This window comes from Mesorhizobium sp. CNPSo 4684 (assembly GCF_057784315.1).
In genome coordinates this window covers 24836-45015 of sequence record NZ_JBWLUX010000040.1, presented here as the reverse complement: position 1 = coordinate 45015, position 20180 = coordinate 24836, and the positions used below count along the sequence as shown (strand labels likewise).

Annotated in this window: 20 protein-coding genes; 9 read left to right on the top strand and 11 right to left on the bottom strand. The window is 63.2% G+C overall.

Features of this window, described 5'->3' with window-relative positions; translation table 11 throughout:
* Positions 1-44: 44 nt before the first annotated feature.
* Genes AC04SG_RS28515 through AC04SG_RS28505 form a run of 3 tightly spaced genes read right to left on the bottom strand, consistent with a single transcriptional unit; the run spans position 45 to position 3786 of the window.
* On the bottom strand, positions 45-962 hold the full coding sequence (locus AC04SG_RS28515; protein ID WP_488553766.1) for an NAD(P)-dependent oxidoreductase: 918 nt from the start codon (positions 960-962) through the stop codon (positions 45-47).
* Positions 959-2173 carry a mandelate racemase/muconate lactonizing enzyme family protein gene (locus tag AC04SG_RS28510; RefSeq protein WP_352556450.1) on the bottom strand — a complete coding sequence of 405 codons (1215 nt, stop codon included), beginning with the start codon at positions 2171-2173 and terminating at the stop codon, positions 959-961. The genes AC04SG_RS28515 and AC04SG_RS28510 overlap by 4 nt, the downstream gene beginning before the upstream one ends.
* A complete protein-coding gene (locus AC04SG_RS28505; protein ID WP_488553765.1) occupies positions 2170-3786 on the bottom strand; it encodes a GMC family oxidoreductase in 1617 nt (538 codons plus the stop codon). Before AC04SG_RS28505 ends, AC04SG_RS28510 begins: the two co-directional genes overlap by 4 nt.
* 224 nt (positions 3787-4010) lie before the next feature.
* Here AC04SG_RS28505 and AC04SG_RS28500 point away from each other — a divergent pair, with 224 nt between their 5' ends.
* A complete protein-coding gene (locus tag AC04SG_RS28500) occupies positions 4011-4406 on the top strand; it encodes an acyl-CoA thioesterase (protein WP_112561014.1) in 396 nt (131 codons plus the stop codon).
* 479 nt (positions 4407-4885) lie between these two features.
* On the opposite strand, the gene AC04SG_RS28495 is transcribed toward AC04SG_RS28500, so the two are convergent.
* A complete protein-coding gene (locus AC04SG_RS28495) occupies positions 4886-5254 on the bottom strand; it encodes a winged helix-turn-helix transcriptional regulator (protein WP_192257835.1) in 369 nt (122 codons plus the stop codon).
* Positions 5255-5343: 89 nt separating this feature from the next.
* Here AC04SG_RS28495 and AC04SG_RS28490 point away from each other — a divergent pair, with 89 nt between their 5' ends.
* Positions 5344-5949, top strand: coding sequence for an NADPH-dependent FMN reductase (locus AC04SG_RS28490; protein WP_192257837.1), 606 nt, complete (start codon positions 5344-5346; stop codon positions 5947-5949).
* 93 nt (positions 5950-6042) lie between these two features.
* Here AC04SG_RS28490 and AC04SG_RS28485 read toward each other — a convergent pair whose 3' ends face one another.
* Positions 6043-7344, bottom strand: coding sequence for a glucoamylase family protein (locus tag AC04SG_RS28485; RefSeq protein WP_488553764.1), 1302 nt, complete (start codon positions 7342-7344; stop codon positions 6043-6045).
* Positions 7345-7604: 260 nt separating this feature from the next.
* Between AC04SG_RS28485 and AC04SG_RS28480 the strand changes: the two genes are divergently transcribed.
* The 4 genes from AC04SG_RS28480 to AC04SG_RS28465 all read left to right on the top strand — a co-directional run bounded on the left by AC04SG_RS28480 (position 7605) and on the right by AC04SG_RS28465 (position 11837).
* Positions 7605-8159: a winged helix-turn-helix transcriptional regulator gene (locus tag AC04SG_RS28480; RefSeq protein WP_488553778.1), complete on the top strand. Its 555-nt coding sequence runs from the start codon at positions 7605-7607 to the stop codon at positions 8157-8159.
* On the top strand, positions 8156-9259 hold the full coding sequence (locus AC04SG_RS28475) for an HlyD family secretion protein (protein WP_488553763.1): 1104 nt from the start codon (positions 8156-8158) through the stop codon (positions 9257-9259). The genes AC04SG_RS28480 and AC04SG_RS28475 overlap by 4 nt, the downstream gene beginning before the upstream one ends.
* A 7-nt stretch (positions 9260-9266) precedes the next feature.
* Complete coding sequence (locus AC04SG_RS28470; protein WP_488553762.1) at positions 9267-10823, top strand: DHA2 family efflux MFS transporter permease subunit; 1557 nt, start codon at positions 9267-9269, stop codon at positions 10821-10823.
* Between the two features lie 135 nt (positions 10824-10958).
* Positions 10959-11837 (top strand): DMT family transporter, encoded by an 879-nt coding sequence (locus tag AC04SG_RS28465; protein WP_488553777.1) that lies wholly within the window; start codon positions 10959-10961, stop codon positions 11835-11837.
* A 13-nt stretch (positions 11838-11850) separates the two neighbouring features.
* Here AC04SG_RS28465 and AC04SG_RS28460 read toward each other — a convergent pair whose 3' ends face one another.
* Both AC04SG_RS28460 and AC04SG_RS28455 read right to left on the bottom strand, forming a co-directional pair.
* Positions 11851-13161: a hemolysin family protein gene (locus tag AC04SG_RS28460; RefSeq protein WP_488553761.1), complete on the bottom strand. Its 1311-nt coding sequence runs from the start codon at positions 13159-13161 to the stop codon at positions 11851-11853.
* Between the two features lie 69 nt (positions 13162-13230).
* On the bottom strand, positions 13231-14145 hold the full coding sequence (locus AC04SG_RS28455) for a LysR family transcriptional regulator (RefSeq protein WP_488553760.1): 915 nt from the start codon (positions 14143-14145) through the stop codon (positions 13231-13233).
* Positions 14146-14274: 129 nt separating this feature from the next.
* On the opposite strand from AC04SG_RS28455, the gene AC04SG_RS28450 reads away from it, so the two are divergent.
* A complete protein-coding gene (locus AC04SG_RS28450) occupies positions 14275-15297 on the top strand; it encodes a zinc-dependent alcohol dehydrogenase family protein (RefSeq protein ID WP_488553759.1) in 1023 nt (340 codons plus the stop codon).
* A gap of 18 nt (positions 15298-15315) precedes the next feature.
* On the opposite strand, the gene AC04SG_RS28445 is transcribed toward AC04SG_RS28450, so the two are convergent.
* The 4 genes from AC04SG_RS28445 to AC04SG_RS28430 all read right to left on the bottom strand — a co-directional run bounded on the left by AC04SG_RS28445 (position 15316) and on the right by AC04SG_RS28430 (position 18665).
* Positions 15316-16023, bottom strand: coding sequence for an LssY C-terminal domain-containing protein (locus tag AC04SG_RS28445; RefSeq protein WP_488553758.1), 708 nt, complete (start codon positions 16021-16023; stop codon positions 15316-15318).
* 64 nt (positions 16024-16087) lie between these two features.
* The gene (locus AC04SG_RS28440; protein WP_488553757.1) at positions 16088-16888 is read right to left on the bottom strand and encodes an extensin-like domain-containing protein; all 801 of its coding nucleotides are present in this window, start codon (positions 16886-16888) and stop codon (positions 16088-16090) included.
* 105 nt (positions 16889-16993) lie between these two features.
* Entirely contained in the window at positions 16994-17539 is a 546-nt protein-coding gene (locus tag AC04SG_RS28435; protein WP_488553756.1) for an extensin-like domain-containing protein, read from the bottom strand.
* Between the two features lie 700 nt (positions 17540-18239).
* On the bottom strand, positions 18240-18665 hold the full coding sequence (locus AC04SG_RS28430) for a DUF3775 domain-containing protein (protein ID WP_488553755.1): 426 nt from the start codon (positions 18663-18665) through the stop codon (positions 18240-18242).
* A gap of 217 nt (positions 18666-18882) precedes the next feature.
* Here AC04SG_RS28430 and AC04SG_RS28425 point away from each other — a divergent pair, with 217 nt between their 5' ends.
* On the top strand, positions 18883-19419 hold the full coding sequence (locus AC04SG_RS28425) for a tetratricopeptide repeat protein (protein ID WP_112561001.1): 537 nt from the start codon (positions 18883-18885) through the stop codon (positions 19417-19419).
* Positions 19420-19705: 286 nt separating this feature from the next.
* Entirely contained in the window at positions 19706-20179 is a 474-nt protein-coding gene (gene greA, locus AC04SG_RS28420; RefSeq protein WP_181058741.1) for a transcription elongation factor GreA, read from the top strand.
* The last annotated feature ends 1 nt before the right edge of the window (position 20180 follow it).

Sequence of the window (20180 nt, the reverse complement as noted above, 5' to 3'; positions counted from 1 at the left end):
GGCCCGACCAAGCCACTGAAGACATTGGCTAAATGCTTTGTCGGCTAGGTCTCAAGTTTGGACGGGAAGCCGGGCGCGCGCAGGTCGGTTCCGACCGCATCCTCTAGCAGTTTGACGATCTGGGTCGACCAGGCGCTGCCGCCATAGGCCGCTTTGCCCTGCTCGAAAATCGCGTTGACGCGCGTGGCAAGGTCGAGCGGTACGCCCGATTGTTCGGCCATACGAAGCGCGAAGCCGAGGTCCTTCAACGCCAGGTCCATGGTGAAGCCGATGTCGTAGGAGCCGTTGAGGATGAGCTGACTTTCGGTCTCATGGACGAAGCTGTTGCCCGAGGACGCGACGATGGCGTGGTAGGACTGGGCGAGATCCAGCCCGCCCTGTTTGGCCAGCATCAGCGCTTCGCCGGCGGCGACGAGATGGATGAAGGCCAGCATGTTGGTGATGACCTTGATCACCGCCGCCGACCCGATCGGTCCCATCAGGAACGATTTTGCGCACATTGCTTCGATGGCCGGCCGATGTCGCTCGTAGAGGGCAGCATCGCCGCCGACCAGCGCGGTGATCTTGCCGACCGCTGCGAGGTGCACGCCGCCGGTGACCGGGCACTCCAAGGTCTCGATGCCTTTGGCCGAGGCGAGCGTGGCGAGGCGCAGAATCTCATCGCGACCATTGGTCGACATCTCGATCCAGGTGCCACCCTTGGGTAGGCCTTCGAGCAGGCCGTCGGCACCAGTCAGCACAGCTTCGCTGACCTTGGGCGAGGGCAGACAAGTGATGGCGTTGCCGGCCTGCGCCGCCGCTTCGGCAGGGCTCGCTGCTGCCCCCGCGCCGAGCGCGACGAGGCGCTCGACCGCAGCGGGGTCGCGGTCGAAGACGATGACGGCAAAACCGTTGCGCAGAAGGCTGGCGGCAAGGTTGCCGCCGAGATGGCCAAGGCCGATGAAGGCGTAGCGCTCGCTCACGGCATCAGCGGCGTCTGCATCATCTGCAAATGCAAATCCTTGCCGGTGTAAGGGTGCGCATCGCAGACGGCTTCGTTGAGCTCGACGCCGAGGCCGGGCTCTTTCGAGGGGATGACATTGCCGTCCTGCCACTCGATCTTCTTCTTCAGGAGCGTGGCGTGGAAACCGTCCCACTGCTTCAGCGATTCCAGGATGAGAAAGTTGGGCAGCGTCACCGCCAGCTGGATGTTGGCGGCGCCGACGATCGGCCCGCAATAGCAGTGCGGCGCGACCTGGATGTGGTAGGCCTCGGCCATGGCGGCGATCTTCTTGGTTTCGAGAATGCCGCCGGAACGGCCGAGGTCCGGCTGCAGGATGGTCGCGGCGCGGTTCTCGATGACGCGGGCGAATTCGAATTTCGTCGTCAGCCTTTCGCCGGTGGCGATCGGGATCGACGTGCCGCGGGCAACCTGCGCCATCACTTCGGGCATATCGGGCGGCACCGGCTCTTCGAACCACAGCGGATCGTAAGGTTCGATGGCGCGCGCCATGCGCAGCGCGCCCGATGCCGTGAACTGGCCATGCGTGCCGAACAGAATATCGGCGCGGGTGCCGACCGCCTCGCGGATCGCCTTGATCATGCGGGTGGAGACATCGATGTCGATGAGGCGCGGCTGGTGGCCGTCGAAAGCGGTGTAAGGCCCCGCCGGGTCGAGCTTGACGGCGTTAAAACCCTGCTCGACATATTCGAGCGCGCAGGCTGCCGCCAATTCGGGATCGTTGTAGACATTCCTGCCGTCCGGCGCGTCCTCGGAATGGACACTGCCGGTGTGCGGATAGAGATAGGTGTAGGAGCGCAGCGTCTCGTGCACCTGGCCGCCGAGCAATTTGTAGACCGGCTTGTTGGCTTCCTTGCCGATGATGTCCCAACAGGCCATTTCGAGTGCGGAAAAACAGCCCATGCCGGAAACATCCGGGCGCTGGGTGAAGCCGGAGGAATAGGCGCGGCGGAAAAAGTTCTCGATGTCGTGCGGGTCGCGCCCGACGAGATAGCGCTCGGCCATGTCCTCGACCATTTTCGCGGTCGTGTGGGCCGAGAAGGTGGCGTTGTAGGCCTCGCCATAGCCGACGACACCGCCATCGGTGGTCAGCTTGACGAAGATGAAATACTTGCCGCCGATGCCTGGCGGCGGATTGCCGACAACCCAGGTCTTGACGTCGGTGATCTTCATTTTTGGTCCTCCAGAACCAGTTCGGCGCCCTTCCATCCGGTCATGATGGCGGCGGCGTTGGTGTTGCCGGTGATGTTGGCGGGAAAGATCGAGGCGTCGATGACGCGCAGGCCGTCGAGCCCGTGCACCTTCAGGCGCGGATCGACGACCGCCTGCCCGGCATCGGGGCCCATGCGGCAGGTCGAGACCGGGTGATAGACGGTGCCCGAGCGCTTCCTGAAATCCGTGATCAGGTCGGCGTCCGACTGGATCGATGGCCCCGGCAAAACCTCCTCCGCGATGATCTCGGCCATGGCCGGCATCGAGGCGATCTTGCGCACGAATTTCACCGCCGCCAGCATCTCGTCGACATCGGCATTGGTGGCGTAGGCGTTGGCGACGATCTTGGGATAGTCCAGCGGATTGCTGGAGCGGATCATGATCTCGCCGCGGCTCGACGGGCGACAGTTGGACAGGCCGATGGAAAAGCCCGGCCATGGGTCCGGCGTCAGGATAGGCCGCTCGCCGCTCTTTGGAATAACGGTCGAGAAGGCCTGGAAATAAAGCTGCATGTTGGGGCGCGAGAACGCCGGGTCGGTGCGGAAGAAGCCGCCGCCATGGTTCATCGACAGCGACAGCGGACCCGAGCGCGTCAGGATGTATTGCATGCCGACCAGCAGTTTGCCCCACCAGGGCCGCAGGATCTGGTTCAGCGTCGGCACCTTGCCCTTGAAAGTGTAGTTGATGCCGACATGGTCCTGCAGATGCGCGCCGACATTTTCGTTGGCGTGGACGACAGGAATGCCGAGGCCCTTGAGCAGCGCCGAGGGGCCGACGCCGGACAGCTGCAGCAGCTGTGGCGAGTTGATCGAGCCGGCGGAGAGGATGACCTCGCGACCGGCGCGGGCGGTCTTGGTCTCGCCGTTCTGCTGGTACTCGATACCGACGGCGCGCTTGCCTTCGAACAGAATTTTGCTTGCCACCGCATTGGTTTCGACGCGCACATTCGCGCGTTTCATCGCCGGGCGCAGGAAGGCGCGCGCGGCCGACATGCGGCGGCCATTTTTGGTTGAGATCTGGTAGACGCCGACGCCTTCCTGGGCGGCGCCGTTGAAGTCGGGATTGAGCGGCAGGCCCGCCTGCTGGCCGGCAGCAAGGTAGCGTTTGGTCAGCGGATGCACGGCGTTCGTCGTGTCGGTGATGTGCAGCGGGCCGCCGGTGCCGCGCCATGCATCGGCGCCGGCCTCATTGTCCTCGAGCGCCTTGAAGCCCGGCAGCAGATCGTCATAGCCCCAGCCGGGATTGCCGGCATCGCGCCAGTCGTCAAAGTCTTCGCGCGCACCCCTGATCCAGACCATGGCATTGATCGAGCTTGAGCCGCCAAGCAGCTTGCCGCGCGGCCAATGGTCGACATTGCCGCCGAGACCGGGGTCCGGTTCGGTCTTGTAGTTCCAGTTGACCGCCGGGTCGAAGAAGGTCTTGCCATAACCGAGCGGCATCTGGACGTAAAAACGGCGGTCGGTGCCGCCAGCTTCCAGCACCAGCACGGAGTAGCGGCCGGAAGCCGACAGTTTGTCGGCTAGAACCGAGCCAGCCGAGCCGGAGCCGACGATGATGAAATCATAGGTCTGCATGTGAATTTGGACGGCTCCGGAAAACTGGCCGCAGCCTAGACGCGGCAGGCTCGACGCGTCGCCGCGCCTTCCGGCATGCGTTGTGAAAAATGCGACCGCGACACGCCTGGTTCGGAAATGCCAGCAGGGAAACGACATTGCGCCACCAGCCTCGCACATCGCGTTGACCTCCCGGCGCCGTGACGCTACGGGATCGAGGGCAATCGTTTCAGGGGATTTGGCGCATGGTGCATTACGCGGACGGACAGCCGATCGGCGATCTGACCTTGCGCACGCTGGCCATGCCGGCCGATGCCAATGCGGCCGGCGATATCTTTGGCGGCTGGGTGATGGCGCAAATGGACCTTGCCTGCGGCATCCGCGCCGCGGAGCGCGCCAAGGGCCGCGTGGTGACGGCGGCGGTCAAGGAGATGTCCTTCGCCAAGGCGATGAAGATCGGCGACACGCTGTGCATCTACACCCATGTCGAGCGCGTCGGCCGCACGTCGATGACGCTCAAGGTCGAAGCCTGGGCACAACGCTACCTCTCCGATCTGATGGAGAAGGTCACCCATGCCGATTTTGTCATGGTGGCGCTGGATAGCGACGGCAAGCCGAAGCCGATTCCAGCGGAAAGCTGACGCAGTCGATTCTTCCAGGCTTGCGCTTATGTAACATCCCCCACGCGGGCGATGCGCTGCGCGACATCCAATGGTTGCCTTCCCATCCGATTTTGCGGATGGCGGAGGGAAGACAATGCGTCAACACATGCTGAACGGCTGGCTAGTGGCGGCCCTTGTCGCGGTGATCTGTCTGCTTGGCACCACCGCCTATACCGAGATCAGGAAAGAACTTCCGAGCGTCGCCTGCAAGCACGACCGGACAGTCGACAACCAGCGGACTGCAAGGGCCGATACGTGCAGCACGATGTGTTGCAGCAACCCTGCGTCAAAGGCCTGAAGGCCTCTCAGCGAGGACGCTTATTCGCCTCAAAATGATGGTGCGCCGGCGAACGAGATGCGGCAGCTGGATCGCGACGGCGTGGCCGAGGATGCCAGGCGGACCCAGCCAAATCTGAACTGCGTGTCTTCGAGAACGAAGTCCTTGCGCTGCAAGGGTTTCAGGCGTGCACGCCGTCGAATTTTTCGCGCGCTGCCTGGACGCGTACGGTGTTTTTACGAGCCCATTCGCCCAGCGCACCGACCGGGACCAGCAGCTCATGGCCTAGCTCGGTCAGCTCGTAATCGACGCGTGGCGGTATGGTCGGGAACACGGTCCGGGTGACGAAACCGTCGCGCTCCAGGCCACGCAAAGTGGTGGTCAGCATCTTCTGCGAAATGCCGCCGACTGCGGCGCGCAATTCATTGAAACGCAGCGGTCCGCCGCCGAGCTTGCCGACGACCAGAACGGTCCATTTGTCGCCGACGCGCTGCAGGATTTCCGAGACGGCGCGGCAGTCTTCGGTGTTGTGCGGGTGCCTCAGTAACAAAACGGTGCCTCCTTGCGCAGTGGTTTGACAGTATCTCATATAGCGCCGGTATCCAAACGATACCAGCTTTTACATATATGGAGAGCCCCATGTCCAAGCCCAAAATCGCCATTGTCGTCGGTTCGACACGCGCCGCGCGTTTCGCCGATGTGCCCGCCCAGTGGATCGCCAAGATCGCAAAATCGCATGCCGACATCGATGTCGAGATCGTTGACCTGCGCGACTGGCCGCTGCCCTTCTTCGATGAAGTTGCCTCGTCCGCCTGGGCACCGTCGCAGAACGAAGTTGCGCAGCGTTGGCAGAAGAAGGTCGCCGAGTTCGACGGCTTCATCTTCACCGCCGCCGAATACAATCACGGCCCGACCGCTGTGCTGAAGAACGCCATCGACTATGCCGCCAATGAATGGAACAAGAAGCCGGCCGGCTTCGTCGGCTATGGCAGCGTCGGCGGCTCGCGTGCTGTCGAGCACCTGCGCCTTGCCGCCGTTGAGCTGCAGATGGCGCCGGTCAAGTCCGCCGTTCACATCGCCTGGGGCGATTTCCTGGCGGTACGCCAGGGCGAAAAGAAGCTCGAGGAGATCGAGCATCTGAACCAGGCTGCTGCCGCGCTGGTCAACGATGTCGCCTGGTGGGCCCGGGTGCTCAAGGCTGCGCGTCAGGCCGACGCGATTGCCGGCGAAGCCCAGGCGGCCTGAGCCTTATCCTCCCAAGGATCAAATCATCTTCCCAAGGGGCGGCGCTTGCGCCGCCCTTTTCGTTGACGACCATGCGTGATGGATCGCCGCCCGTCATAGCCAACCGCCGGAAAATCCGGCTCGGCGCAGTCCGGTGGCGACGGCCGGCACGCCGCGCATCAGCTGCCACAGGAAGTCCGACCGGTAATTCTCGATCATCAGGGCGATCGGCCCCTGATTGATGCCGACGTGGTCCGACGATACCCAGCCACAGGCGCGGCCGTCGGCTGCGGCGATCGTCGGATTGAAGCTTGCGACGAAGCCGTAAGGATTGCCGACGTGCAGGTCCATCTCGTGAAAATGGCGTAACGCCGGCAGCACGATTTCCGGCGCAAAGGGCAGGGAGGTAATCGCCGCCCATGGCGACAGCGTGCCGTCATCGGGGCCGAAAGGCGCGCCGCGCGCGAGATAGCCGAAGAAGCGGCGGCCATCGAGCCTCATTTCACGCTTTGGCGGGCCTGGGCCGTCGCTGGCGGTGAGACCCCAGCAATTCTCGCCATAGCCGCTTAGCCCCTTTGGATTGCGGATGGCGTAGTCGCGCTGCAGATAGGTCGCCTGGCGGCTGTTCTGGAAATAGTCGCTGTCGTGATCGCGCATGAAGGCATCGCGGATGCCGCGAAAATCGATCCAGATATGCGAGAACTGGTGGATGAAGAGCGGGCCGGCATAGACCAGTTCGCGGCCGTAGATTGTCTTCCACTTGTAGCTGGACAGCCAGGCCGCGTAGCTCTCGGGCGGCAGCGGATGGGTTGGCGAGCCCAAACCCAGCACGTACAGGATCAGCGCTTCGTCAAATCCTTCCCAGCGATAGCGCAGGAAGCCTTTTTCAGGCCGCCAGCCATGGGTGACGGTGGGGCCGCCATTTTGTGCCCAACGCCAGTCGACGCGGCGGTAGAGCGCATCGGCGAGCCGGCGGATTTCCAGTTCGGATCCATCGTCCTGGTCAAAATAGGCGCCGGCGGCCAGAACGCCCGCAAGCAGGAGCGCGGTATCGACCGTGGACAGCTCGCACTTCCAGACGCGGCGGCCGGTCTGCATGTCGAGGAAATGATAGTAGAAACCCTTGTAGCCGGTGGCATCGGGCTCTGGCCCATGCGGAGCGTTCCAGAAGAAACGGAGCGTGGCGAGCGTGCGCTCGATTGCGGCCGCGCGCGTCATGAAACCGCGTTCGACACCGACGGGATAGGACGACAAAGCGAGGCCGACGGCGGCTATGCTGGCAGGCGACGCCTGCGTGTTGCGGTCGGCGACCAGGCCGTTGGCAGGATTGGCCTCGTTGAGAAAATACTCGAAGGACAGACGCTGGATATCTTGGAGAAGCTCGTCGTTTAGCGCGTGTTCGTTCGATGCATCCATGGCTACCGATATAGAGGCTTTGGCTGCGTTTCCCAATCTCTCAGTGGATCAATCATGGGTGAGGCAGGCTGCTTTCGGAGTCCGTACTTCGCCATGCAGGCGAGCATCTGACAAAGCCCTTCTGACGCCACGTCGCGGGCATTGCTTGCCGACCTTGAGCCGCCACGCGCTCGTGTCCCTTGCTCGATCACGTCCGAGTGAATTGCATAATGCAACTCACACCGCTATCTGTAACTTTCATTATGAAAGAGACCGTTGTCATGGTTGCAAAGACAAGCTTCGAAAATCGCCCATGTCCGATTGCGCGCAGCCTCGATGCTGTCGGTGAGTGGTGGAGCATCCTGCTGCTAAGGGACGCGTTCCAGGGCCTGACGCGCTTCGACCAGTTTCAAAAGAGCCTGGACATTGCGCCCAACATTCTGACGCGGCGGCTGAACAGCCTTGTCGAGCGCGGCCTGTTCGAAAAGCGCGTCTACTGCGAACGGCCGCTTCGCCATGAATATGTGCTGACCGCCAAGGCGCGCGATTTTCGCCCGGTTCTCCTCTCGCTGCTCGCCTGGGGCAACAAGCATCTGGCCCCCGAAGGCCCGAGCCTGGTGATGGTGGACAGGGCGGATGGACGCTGGGCCGAGCCGGTTCTGGTCGACCGCCAAACCGGCAGTGAACTCGACAGCGAGGGCTTCACCCTGGCGACTGGGCCGACTGCCACCAACCGTATGCGGCAGCGATATCGCTTCAGCAGCGCGGGCTCAGGCCTTCCGCTTATAGAGAATACGGTGATTGAGCACAGGTCGGATGAGGCGCGCCGCCAATGAACAAGGTTCTTTCGGCCGCCGAGCTGCAGCCGGCGCAGCCCCCGGTCGTGCAAATCCCCGCACCCGCCAAAAAGCGCCGCAAGCCGTGGCTAACGCTGGCAGCCGTGATCGTCGTCGGCGCCGCCGGATGGTATGGCGTCGAGTGGTGGCAGGGCGGCCGCTTCCTCGTCTCGACCGACGATGCCTATGTTGGCGGCAACGTCACGCCGCTGGCGCCGCGGGTCGCCGGCCACATCGATCAGATCCTTGTCGAGGACAACCAGCACGTCGCCGCGGGACAGCTCATCATCCGCATCGACGACCGGCCGTTCAGGGCGGCGCTGGAGCATGCGCAGGCTTCCGTCCAGCAGCAGCAATCGGCCCTCGACAATCTGCGCGCCCAGATATCGTTGCAGAATTCGGTGATCGAGCAGGCCGAGGCCGATCTCGAAGCCAAGAGCGCTGCCGCGACTTTCACCGCCCAGGATGCCAAGCGCTATGAAGTGCTGGCCAGCACCCGGGCCGGAACGCAGCAGGATGCGCAGAGAAGCCTCGCCGCCGACAGTCAGGCCAAGGCTACCGTTGCCGCCTCGCGCGCCGGGCTGGCAGCCGCCAAGCAGCAGCTTGACGTGCTCAACACCCAGATCGCGGAAGCGACCGCTGCGGTGGCGGCCGCCAAGGCGGATGTCGATACGGCTGAGCTCGATCTCGGCTTCACTGAGATACGCGCACCCATCGACGGCGTCGTCGGCAATAGGCTGGCGCAAGTCGGCAGCTATGTCTCGCCGGGCAGCTATCTCCTGACCATCGTTCCGGCCTCCGGCCTGTGGGTCGACGCCAATTTCAAGGAAGACCAGCTGCGCGACATGACCGACGGCCAGGCTGCGACGGTCTACACCGACATTGCACCCGATGCGCCGCTCAAAGGTCACGTCACCAGCCTGGGGCCGGCGACGGGGGCGATCTTCAGCGTGATCCCGCCGCAGAATGCGACCGGCAATTTCACCAAGATCGTCCAGCGTGTCCCGGTCCGGATCACGATCGACCAGGACCAGGCGCAGAAAGTCGCGCTGCGGCCGGGTCTGTCGACAACGGTCACCGTCGATACCGCATCACGCTGAGGACGCCATGCCGGAGCGCCAGGAATCCTTCATCACCAGCATCCTGCCGTTCATGGTGATGTGCGTCGGGATGTTCATCGCGCTGCTCGACATCCAGATCGTGGCGTCCTCGCTGCAGGATATTGGTGGCGGCCTGTCGGCGGCGCAGGACCAGATCGGCTGGGTGCAGACTTCTTACCTCGTGGCGGAAATCATCGTCATCCCGCTGTCGGGCTGGCTCACCCGCGTGTTCTCGACACGCTGGCTTTTCACCTTCTCGGCAGCCGGCTTCACGCTGGCCAGCATGCTGTGCGGCTTCGCCTGGAGCATCGAAAGCATGATCGTGTTCCGCGCACTGCAGGGGTTGCTCGGCGCGTCGATGATCCCGACTGTGTTCACCTCGTCGTTCCACTATTTCCAGGGGCCGAGGCGGGTCTATGCGGCGGCGGTGGTCGGCAGCATCGCGTCGATCGCGCCGACGCTCGGCCCGGTGATCGGCGGGTGGATCACCGATACGCTGAACTGGCATTGGCTGTTTTATGTCAACGTCATTCCCGGCACCATCATCACCATCCTCGTCGCGCTGCTGGTCAAGATCGACAAGGCCGATCCGTCGCTGCTGAAGGGTGCTGACTATATCGGAATGGTGCTGATGGCGGTCAGCCTCGGCACGGCCGAATATGTGCTGGAGGAGGGCACACGCTGGAACTGGTTCGACGACGCAACGATCCGCAACGGCGCCATCATTGCCAGCGTTACCCTGGTTCTGTTCGTCATCCGCAGCCTGACCTATGCGCAGCCGGTGGTCGACTTTCGCGCCTTCGGCAACCGCAACTTTGCCATCGGCTGCTTCCTCTCCTTCGTCACCGGCATCGGCATCTTTGCCACGATCTATCTGACGCCGCTGTTCCTCGGCTATGTCCGCGGCTACGACGCCTTCCAGACCGGGTTGGCGGTGTTTTCCACCGGCGTCGCCTCGATGGTCGGCGTGCCCGTCTACATCTTCCTCGCCAAGCGCTTCGACACGCGCTGGCTGATGATGTTCGGGCTGGCATCCTTCGGCGCCTCGATGTGGAGCTTCAGCGCCATCACCAGCCAGTGGGGCGCCGCGCAACTGCTTCTGCCGCAGATCTTTCGTGGTTTTCCGCAGGTCTTCGCCGTGGCGCCAAGCGTCAATCTCGGCCTCGGCAGCCTGCCGCCGGAGCGGCTGAAATATGCCAGTGGCCTGTTCAACACGATGCGCAATCTGGGCGGCGCGGTGGGCATCGCCATTTGTGGCGCGATCCTGAACGACCGCACCAACTTCCATTTCCTGACCATCGCCTCGCATCTGACTCCGCAAAACGAGGCGGCGATGCGGCTCCTCGACAATGTCGGCCAGCGCTATGGGCAGTTGCCGGGTGCTGTCGACGATGGTCATGCCGCGGCGCTGAAGCAGCTCTGGCAGCTTGCCTATCGCGAGGCTTCCACCATGGCCTATGCCGATGCGTTCCTGGTCATCATGGTTGCCTTCGTCATCGCCACGGCGCTGGTCCCGTTCCTGCGCAACGTCGCACCGAAGGCGCCGCCGCCGGACGCGCACTGAGGCGAACTTGTCTTGGACCGGCTTATGGACAGGGCTGCCATCTGGCCCTGCCGTTTTACCCTGATATATCGGCCGCGATCCATCACATGAGCGGTCCCCGTGAAATCACCCAGCCTGACAGGCGTCGTTTCCCCCATGATCCCGGTGCTGGTCTGCGCGCTTGCGATCTTCCTTCTGTCGGCCATGGATGCGGCGATGAAGGTGCTGGTCATCGCCGTCGGCGTCTACAACACGGTGCTGTGGCGAAGCATGCTTGCGACCGTGGTCGCGGGCACGGCCTGGGCGGCGGGGCCGCGCGCGCTTCCCAAGCCTTCCGTGCTCAAGCTGCATGCGCTGCGTGCCATCGTCGTCGGTATCGTCCTGCTGTCGTTCTTCTGGGGGCTTGCCAGGCTGCCGCTGGCGGATGGGATCGGGCTTAGTTTCGTCGCACCGCTGTTTGCTCTTCTGCTGGCCGCGCTGCTCTTGGGCGAACGCATACAGCGGCAGGCGATCTGGGCGTCGCTGGCGGGCATCGCCGGTGTCGTCATCATCATGGCCGGACAGTTCGGGCAAGGGAACTATACCGGGGACGTTCTGCTTGGCACGGTGGCTGTGCTCGCATCGACGGTGTTCTACGCCTACAATCTGATCCTCTCGCGGCGGCAGGCGCTGGTGGCCAAACCAGTCGAGATCATGCTGTTCCAGAACCTGTGCGTTGCCGCTGTCCTTCTCCCCGCCGCGCCCTGGCTGGCGGTTTACCTGCCGGGCAATCTCTGGCTTCCCTTGGCCGGCGTGACGGCACTGTCGCTCTCCGGCCAATACCTGATGAGCTGGTCCTATGCGCGCGCCGAAGCGCAATATCTGATCCCGACGGAGTACTCGGCCTTCATCTGGGCGATCGTGTTTGGCTGGCTGTTCTTCGACGAGGCGGCGACCTGGACCACGCTGGCGGGAGCAGCCCTGATCGTTGCCAGTTGCCTGATCGCCTCGCGTTCCAATCCCAGACTTGCCGAACCGATCGAAGCTGCGGTCTGAAGCGGCGCTGTTGTCAGCGCACCACTTCGCGATGGCCGCTCGGCAGGCGGGTGGCGATCAGCTTGTCGATGCGGCGGCCGTCGAGGTCGACGACCTCGAAGCGCCAGCCTTGCGCGTCGACGCATTCGCCGGTAGCCGGCAGATGGTGCATGTGCGACAGCACATAGCCGGCGACGGTCTCGTAGTCGCGGTTTTCCGGCAGGTCGATGCCGAGAACTTCCGCCATCTCGTCGGCCTGCATGTAGCCGGCGAGCAGCCATGAGCCGTCCTCGCGCTTGACGGCGTTTTCCTCCTCGCCGGCGTCGAGGTCGGCGCGGAAGACGCCGGTGATGGCTTCGAGAATATCGGCGGGGGTGACGATGCCTTCGAAATGACCGTATTCGTCATGCACCAGCGCCATCGGCACGTCGGAATCCTTCAGCTTCTGCAGCACGTCCAACGCGTCGGCCTGGTCATAGACAATGGGGGCGGCGCGCACATGCTTGCGTGGGTCGAGCGCGCGGCCGGCAAGGATCGCCGCCAGCACGTCGCGGGTCTGGACGACGCCGACCATGACATCGACGCCGCCATCGCCCGCCGGCAGGCGCGAATGCTGGGTGTCCATCAACAGCTTGCGGATGGCGCTCTCATCGGCCTGCAGATTGATCCAGTCGACTTCGGTGCGCGGCGTCATCACCGCACGCACGGCGCGGTCGCCAAGCCGCATGACGCCGGCAATCATGCGGCGCTCGTCGGATTCGATGGTGCCGTGATGCTCGGCCTCGGCGACCAGCATCTTGATCTCCTCGTCGGTGACCTTCTCGTCGCTTTCGCCGCGCTGGCCGAGCAGCCACAATATGGCGCGGCCGGAAATGTCGAGCAGGAAGACGAGCGGCGCCGAGACGGTGGCGAGGATGGTCATCGCCGGGGCGGCGCGGGCGGCGACGCGTTCCGGATCGCGCAATGCGATCTGCTTGGGCACCAGTTCGCCGACAATCAGCGAGAAATAGGTGATGATGGCGACGACGATGCCCACGCCGAGCGGATCGGCGACGCTTTCGCGGATGCCGGTCGAGGCCAGGAAGACGGACAGCCTGTCGCCCAGCGTGGCACCGGAGAAGGCGCCCGACAGCACGCCGACCAAGGTGATGCCGATCTGCACCGACGACAGGAATTTGCCGGGGTTGGAGCCGAGCGCCAGCGCGCGCCCGGCGCCATTGACGCCGCGGTCGATCATCGCTTTGAGCCGTGCCGGGCGCGACGAAACGATGGCGAGCTCGGACATCGACAGAAGGCCGTTCACACAGATGAGGACGACCACGGTAGCGATTTCGACGTATAGCATCAGGGGTCAATAGCATTGCCGCGCGGTTTTCGAAAATAGATGGCCGCGATTTTTCAAGACGCGGGTCTTTCAAGCGGCATCCCAAGGCGGCGACGAAAAACACTCGACCAGGGCATCGACGACGACGCGAATCTTCGGCGCCAGGTTGCGTGTCGCCGGCCAGATGGCATGCACCGCGACGTTTTCGACCAGACAATCCGACAGAACCATCTCGAGTTCGCCGCTTTTGAGGCAGTCGGCCGCCAGCCAGGTTGGCAGAAAGGCAATACCGCAGCCCGCAAGCGCTGCATCCAGCATCGGTTCGCCATGACCGAGGACGAGCCGCGCTTTGGGCACGAATTTTCCGAGATGTCCGTCGCTATGCCTTACGGTCCAGGGCCGGACGACGCCGTCGCGGCCGTAACCGATGACGCTGTGGGCGGCAAGATCCTCGATCGATCGCGGCCTGCCGTGGTTTTCGAGATAGGCAGGGGCGGCGCAGATTGCCGAGCGCTGGGCATAGATGCGACGCGCGGCGAGCGACAGGCTATCGTCGAGATCGCCCATGCGGATGGCGAGATCGATGCCTTCCTCTATCAAGTCGACGCGCCGGTCATTGAAGGAGATTTCTACGGTCAGATCCGGGAACTGCCTGGAAAGATCGAACAGAACAGGGGCGACACAGCGGCGGCCGAAGGCCAGAGGCACGTCGACACGAAGCCGGCCGGAAGGCACCTGGCGACGCAAGGCAATCAACGAGTGGGCGGCCTCGATCTCAGCCAGCGCCCTGACACAGGCTTCATAGTAGCTGACGCCTTCGCTGGTTGGGCTGAGGCTGCGAGTGGTGCGGTTTAGCAGGCGAACGCCGAGGCGCTGCTCCAACTGCGCAATCGTCTTGCCGACCGCCGATTTGGTCACATGCATACGCTCGCCGGCACCGGTGAAGCTGCCGGCCTCCACCACCTGGACGAAGGCGACGATGCCTTGCAGGTCAGCCGATTCCATTGGTCGTTTCCGATTGTAGAGTTCAGGTATTCAATCCGTTGCCGAATATGCCACATCGAAGCGCTAATTTCCATAGCGAAATGGCATAGATGTCTCTCCCGTGACGTCAATCACGGAGCGCGAAACAAGATGAGCACCCAAGTCAACAGATCCTGGCAGATGACCGGCTTTGGCCTGTCCAGGCTGGAGAGGGTTGAAGACAAGGTTCCCGAGCCAGCCCCGCGCGAGCTTCTGGTGCGAACCAAAGCCGTATCCCTGAACTACAAGGACAAGATGATCATCGACGGCACGCTGATCCCGGACCTTGTCTTTCCCTTTGTGCCGACATCCGACGCACTGGGCGAGGTGGTGGCCGTCGGCAAGGAGGTCAGCCGTTTTCGCGTCGGGCAACGCGTGCTCGGCCAGGTGATCGCCGACTGGCCGGATGGCGACGCTCCACCGGTGCTGCACAAGCACACGCTGGGGTCGTCGCTCTCGGGCATGCTTTCCGATCACGTCGTCCTTGGCGAGGATGCCGCAGTGTTGGCGCCACCATCGCTCAGCGATGTCGAGGCGGCGACGCTGCCGATCGCCGCGCTGACAGCGTGGTTCGCGCTGGTCGAGGCGACCAAGCCGGTGCCGGGCCAGACTCTTCTCATCCAGGGCACCGGTGGTGTGTCGCTGTTTGCGTTGCAGTTTGCCAACGCCTTCGGTCTGCGCCCCATCGTTACGTCGAGCAGCGACGAGAAGCTCGAGCGGGCGAGGCAACTCGGTGCCTGGCAGGTGATCAACTACCGAACCCAGCCTGCATGGGACAAAGCCGCGCGCGACCTGACAGAGGGCATTGGCGTCAACCATGTGCTGGAAATGGTCGGCGGCGACAATGCGCGGCGTTCGCTCCATGCGCTGGCCGCGGATGGCCGGCTGTCGATCATCGGCATCCTCGGCGGCACTGAACTCAGCTTTCCGATCCTGCCGTTCATGCGCAACCGCATCACCGTGCAAGGCCTGTCGGTCGGCCACCGCCGTGCTTTCGAGCGGATGAACCAGGCAATCGAAGCGCTGGCGCTCAAGCCGGTGATCGACAAGGTTTTTGGCTTCGATGACGTGCCGCAGGCATTGAAGCATCTGGAGAAAGGGCCGTTCGGCAAGATCGTGATCACCATGACCTGACCCTTTGCAATCGTTTTGCTATGGCAACCGCTTCAAGATGCCGACGATGGCCTTGCCGTCGGTGAAATAGGGATCGCCGCCGCCATTGCGTCCGGCTTTGGTGGCGCCGATGCCGGGGATATCGCTTACCGAGATCACCATGCCGGCCGCACTCAGGTCGTGGATCACGAGATCGCGCTCGGCGTCGATGTCGGGGCCGATATGGTGGGTAATGGCGCCGGTGTCGTGGCTCAGCCCAACGCCACGATCGAAGCTGGCCGAGCCCAGCCAGAGCGGGCGGCCATCGTCGCCGGTCGCGTCGGTGCGCCAGAAGCGGACATGATGACGCCGGTCGGCGCTGTCGCCGACCGGTTTTTCAAAGGCGAGGTCCTGGGCGCGGCCTTCGAACAGCAGCCGGCTGACCGGTGCGTCGGGATAGGGATGGTCGAACAGCACGCTTTCCCCGATTTCGATCGCGGTCTTCAGCGTCACACCGTCTGCCGTGTCCCAGCCGGCCACGGCGAAGGCATGCACAAGCTCCTTTTCGCTGCCGACAAGGCCGACATTGATCGGGTCGCCAGGAATGCCTTGCGGCGTGTGCGTCACCATCTCGAAGGTCTGCTTGCGAAAGCCGCGATCCCTGAATGTCCAGAATTCAGGTGCGGCGACATAGGCGAGCGCCAGCCAGGCGGCCACGAAAGCCGCAAGCCAGATCGTTGCACGTCGTCTTAGGCTTTTCTGTCCCAACTGTCGCCGCCTGCCTGCGAGGCGTCACCTTATGCGGCGTGACGGGGCTTTGGCAAAGAGCCGGCTAGCGGCAGGCGCGGTAGCCGCTCTTGCGGTTCTTGATGTCGAAATGGAAATGGTTGCGGTGGTCGTAATTGTAGCCGGGACCGAGCACGGTGGTGAAATACTGGCAGCCGTCGGCGCGCACATTGTTGAGGAAGCCACGGGTGCGGAAGGCGAACAGGCCGGGCTTGCGCACGTCGATGTCGTCGCCATTGTTGAGCTCGATGCTCATGACGTCGAGCGCGTTGCCCTTGCCGTGCTCGGACAGGACGCCCTCGCCAGCGATGTTGCGGCAGGAATAGCTCGAGCCCTGGTGGATGGTCTTGACGCCGGAGAAATAGCGCCAGCGGGCGGAGGGAACCAGTTCGTTCTTCGTCCAGGCGGCGAAGCTGGCGGCCATGTCACAGGTCAATGTCGCCGCCGGTTTCATCTGGATGCCGCCAATGGCCGAAACCTTGACCGGATAGTCGATGCCGCACTGTCCCTCATGGATCGGCTGGACATCGGTGTAGACGACGCCGAGGCGCCGCAATTCTCCACGGCAGTCGGTTTCGCTGGCCGGCATCTGCTCGGGCTCCGACATCGGCTCGTCCATGCGCGGATAGGCGGCGGTCATGTAGGGATTGGACGGGACGAGCTTCTGCATGCCTTCATACTGCGGCACGGCAGCAGTCTGGGCGCCGACATCGACGGCCGGCTGCAGAGACAGCACGCTGCCGGTGTTGCAGGCAGAAACGGCGGCCAGCGCAAGGCCGGCGGTCACCATCGCTGCGCGTTTCGATTGGCGCGCGACCATCGCGGCGGCGCGAAATATTCCGGCCATGGGCGGAATCCCTGTCCCTAGATGTCCGGCATTTTAACGATCAAGGGTAAAGGAAAACTCAGCGGCCGCATTCACGCCTGCGGCTGAAATGCGGCAGGCGGACGATCATTGGCAGAAGGTGCCGCCGTGCCGACGCGGTTCGAGATCGAGATGGAAATGCAGGGCGTGATCGGAGTCCGCGCCCGGTCCGAGCACGGTCTTGAACGGTCCGCAGGCAGCCTTGCGCACCGAGTTAAGGAATTTGCCGTCCTTTTCGGGTGGCGTTGGACCGACTTCGATCTTCCGGCCGTCAGCCAAGGTGAAGCTGGCGATATCGAGGGCGTTGCCGAATGCGTGTTCCGACAGTTTGCGCGTACCATGGCGTGGCCGGCAGACGAAGGCCGATGCCGGGTTGATCGATTTCAGGTCGGCGCCGAATTCAGCCTTTGCCGTCGGCTGGATGACATTGGCGGCAAAGCGGGCGGCCACTTCGGCCATCGCGCAGTTGAGCTCGGTGGCGGGGCCGATGGCGATGGATTTTCCGAGCGTCTTCAGCACGATGGGATAGGGGATCGAGCAGCCGATATCGGGATTGCTTTCCGCCTTGTGCTCTTCGAACTCGACGCCAAGCGCCGTCAGCCGCTCGCGACAGGCAACTTCCTCCGCCGGCATTTTTGCATCCGGCAAATCGCCCGAGCGAGGGTCGGGGAGCATCTTCTTGTCGTCGGCATCCGCGGGTTTTTCAGACGGTTGCGGGGCGACGACCGGCGGCTCTACCTCCGGCTTTGTGACGTCGGGCCTTTGTATCGGAACGGGCACCACTGCCGGCGGCTCAGACCTACTCTCGGCATTGGTTGACGGCTCCGAGCCTGGCGGCTCTGGGGCTGACGGTTCGGGCCGCGCCTGTTTTTTATATCGGGATTTTTCTTCATTGAACCGATCGTCATCGGACCGGTTGGGTGCACCACTAGTCTTTTGCTCTTCGGTCTTTGCGGCGTCGGTCTTCTGCGCTTCCGCGGGACGCGCCTTGGGCACCGGAATGTCGTCAGCTGAGGGCTGCGGATCCGGCGCTTTCGGTTCCGCCTGGTTCGGCACGATATGCCGCTTGCCACGTGATTTCGGGCGATGCTTGCTGCGCGGCTTCGACGGCTGGTCGGCCCGTTGTGTCAGCAGTTGCTCAACCCAGGACGGCTTGTGAGACCGCCTGTGCTTCGCGTCGGCGGGCGCAATAAGCAATCCGGCCGCCACCATGGCCAGCGCCAACCCGCACATTCTGGAAAAGACAAGCGCCGCCATCGATCCTAAACGGCGTGGGCTTGCGGAGGTTGCCGCGAAAAGCGCATGCGCCCGATCACGATCGGTTACCCCGGCGTTACGCGCCGATCGCCTCCAGCCCTTCTTCCAGCCAGTCGGCCAGAAGCGGCATGCCGAGCAGATATTTTGCCGTGCGCTTGTTTGCGCGCTCGCGCGCGGCGGCAACCGCATCGGACCATTCCGCCGCGTCATAGTCGCCGCGGCCGACCCAGGCCAGCGCGATCAATTCGGCCGCCTCGTCGACATTGAGGTCGTTGATCAGTTCGCGCAGCTCTTCCTCGGTGAGGTCTTCAGAGCTTTCCTCCGCAAGCCCGTCATGGTGGTGATTGTCGTGCGTGTCGCCGTCGAACTCGACCTCATGCTCGGCACCGTCGGTATAGTCTTCGTTGACGGCAGCGCTCAGACCCTTTGCCTTGAGAATGAACAGCCGCACGGTGTCCGGGCCGATCGATAGCTCCCATTCCCGTTCACGGCGCTGTTGCACTCTCTCGCACTCCGCTGGTCATTTCCCCGATGATAGCGGATTTGCAGCGCGCGTCACGTCCGTTCGGCCGGCTTGGCTCACCGCCGGCGGGTTTCCGACTTGCCCGCCTGTCTTTTGAAGTGGTTTTGGCAAATAGTTTTCGCGGTGCGGCTTTTCCGGGATGAAATGGCGTCCGCCTGGCGTTAGCATTTCATCATTATCCCTCAAGGAGGCTTCAATGCGCAGACGTTTGCTGATTCAAGTTCTAGCTGTTGTCGCCCTGCCGCTGTTTGCGGCGCCAGCATTTACCGCCGGTGAGGGCGGCGGGGGCGGCGACGGCGGGAGCACGAAATGCAAGAAGGGCGAGGTCTGGGACAAGAAGCTCAAGAAGTGCGTTGCGCCGAAATACGGCATGCTCGACGACGACAATATCTATGAGGCCGGCCATGATCTCGCGATGGCCGGGCGCTATGACGAGGCGATCGCCGTGCTCAGCCTGGCCGCCAACAAGCAGGATCCGCGCATCCTCAACTATCTCGGCTATTCGCACCGCCATTCCGGCCGCGTCACGGTCGGGCTCGGCTATTATGAGGAAGCACTGCGCATCAATCCCGATTACACGCTGGTGCGCGAATATCTCGGCGAGGCGCATCTGCAGATCGGCGACCTGGCCGGCGCCCAGGAGCAGCTGGCCGAGATCGAGAAGCGCACCGGCAAAGGCTCGCGCGAATACGGCATGCTGGCCGAACAGATCTACCATTTCATGAGAAGCTGACCCACCCAATGGCTTCTCTAGGCCGGTTGCGAGCAATCGCAGCCGGCTTTTTGTTGTCTTAGCCGCAACACAACGCGCATTCCGCCACGGCAACTGCACAATCGGCTCATGATTTTTCAAACGCCCGCTTTTTCAGCGTGAAAAGTGCGCGAAGATCGCTATATTGGGGGAAATTGCGGTGAAACGGTTCCGTTAGCCCGAGGCTGCCGGACCCGTTTTCTTTTTGTACCCATCGACAAGGCTTTCCCCCGAAACGCGGGGGTGGCGGCAGGAAAGGTTAGGCATCATGAACAAGGTCCCGATGACAGGCGAGGGGTTCGCGTCATTGAAGGAAGAACTGCGTTGGCGCCAGCAGGAAGAGCGGCCGCGCATCATCGAGGCGATCTCCGAAGCGCGCTCGCATGGCGACCTGTCCGAAAATGCCGAATATCATGCCGCCAAGGAGTCGCAGAGCCTCAATGAGGGCCGCGTCAACGAGCTCGAAGACTATATCGCGCGGGCCGAAGTGATCGACGTCACCAAGCTCAGCGGCGACAAGGTCAAGTTCGGCGCCACGGTGGTGCTGGTCGACGAGGACACCGAGGAAAAGAAGACCTACCAGATCGTTGGCGACCAGGAAGCGGACGTGAAATCGGGCCGCATCTCGATCTCGTCGCCGATCGCGCGTGCGCTCATCGGCAAGGAAGTCGGCGACGCCATCGAGGTCAATGCGCCTGGCGGCGCACGGGGCTACGAGATTGTCCAGGTGCAGTTCATTTAGG

Excerpts from the sequence above, each read along its gene's own strand:
- AC04SG_RS28490 (WP_192257837.1), top strand. The coding sequence starts at position 5,344 with ATGTCCAAGCCCAAAATCGCCATTGTCGTCGGTTCGACACGCGCCGCG.
- AC04SG_RS28480 (WP_488553778.1), top strand. The coding sequence starts at position 7,605 with ATGGTTGCAAAGACAAGCTTCGAAAATCGCCCATGTCCGATTGCGCGC.
- AC04SG_RS28440 (WP_488553757.1), bottom strand. The coding sequence starts at position 16,888 with ATGGCCGGAATATTTCGCGCCGCCGCGATGGTCGCGCGCCAATCGAAA.
- AC04SG_RS28510 (WP_352556450.1), bottom strand. The coding sequence starts at position 2,173 with ATGAAGATCACCGACGTCAAGACCTGGGTTGTCGGCAATCCGCCGCCA.
- AC04SG_RS28425 (WP_112561001.1), top strand. The coding sequence starts at position 18,883 with ATGCGCAGACGTTTGCTGATTCAAGTTCTAGCTGTTGTCGCCCTGCCG.
- AC04SG_RS28455 (WP_488553760.1), bottom strand. The coding sequence starts at position 14,145 with ATGGAATCGGCTGACCTGCAAGGCATCGTCGCCTTCGTCCAGGTGGTG.
- AC04SG_RS28435 (WP_488553756.1), bottom strand. The coding sequence starts at position 17,539 with ATGCCGGCGGAGGAAGTTGCCTGTCGCGAGCGGCTGACGGCGCTTGGC.
- AC04SG_RS28505 (WP_488553765.1), bottom strand. The coding sequence starts at position 3,786 with ATGCAGACCTATGATTTCATCATCGTCGGCTCCGGCTCGGCTGGCTCG.
- greA (WP_181058741.1), top strand. The coding sequence starts at position 19,706 with ATGAACAAGGTCCCGATGACAGGCGAGGGGTTCGCGTCATTGAAGGAA.
- AC04SG_RS28485 (WP_488553764.1), bottom strand. The coding sequence starts at position 7,344 with ATGGATGCATCGAACGAACACGCGCTAAACGACGAGCTTCTCCAAGAT.
- AC04SG_RS28450 (WP_488553759.1), top strand. The coding sequence starts at position 14,275 with ATGAGCACCCAAGTCAACAGATCCTGGCAGATGACCGGCTTTGGCCTG.
- AC04SG_RS28475 (WP_488553763.1), top strand. The coding sequence starts at position 8,156 with ATGAACAAGGTTCTTTCGGCCGCCGAGCTGCAGCCGGCGCAGCCCCCG.
- AC04SG_RS28465 (WP_488553777.1), top strand. The coding sequence starts at position 10,959 with ATGATCCCGGTGCTGGTCTGCGCGCTTGCGATCTTCCTTCTGTCGGCC.
- AC04SG_RS28470 (WP_488553762.1), top strand. The coding sequence starts at position 9,267 with ATGCCGGAGCGCCAGGAATCCTTCATCACCAGCATCCTGCCGTTCATG.
- AC04SG_RS28460 (WP_488553761.1), bottom strand. The coding sequence starts at position 13,161 with ATGCTATACGTCGAAATCGCTACCGTGGTCGTCCTCATCTGTGTGAAC.
- AC04SG_RS28500 (WP_112561014.1), top strand. The coding sequence starts at position 4,011 with ATGGTGCATTACGCGGACGGACAGCCGATCGGCGATCTGACCTTGCGC.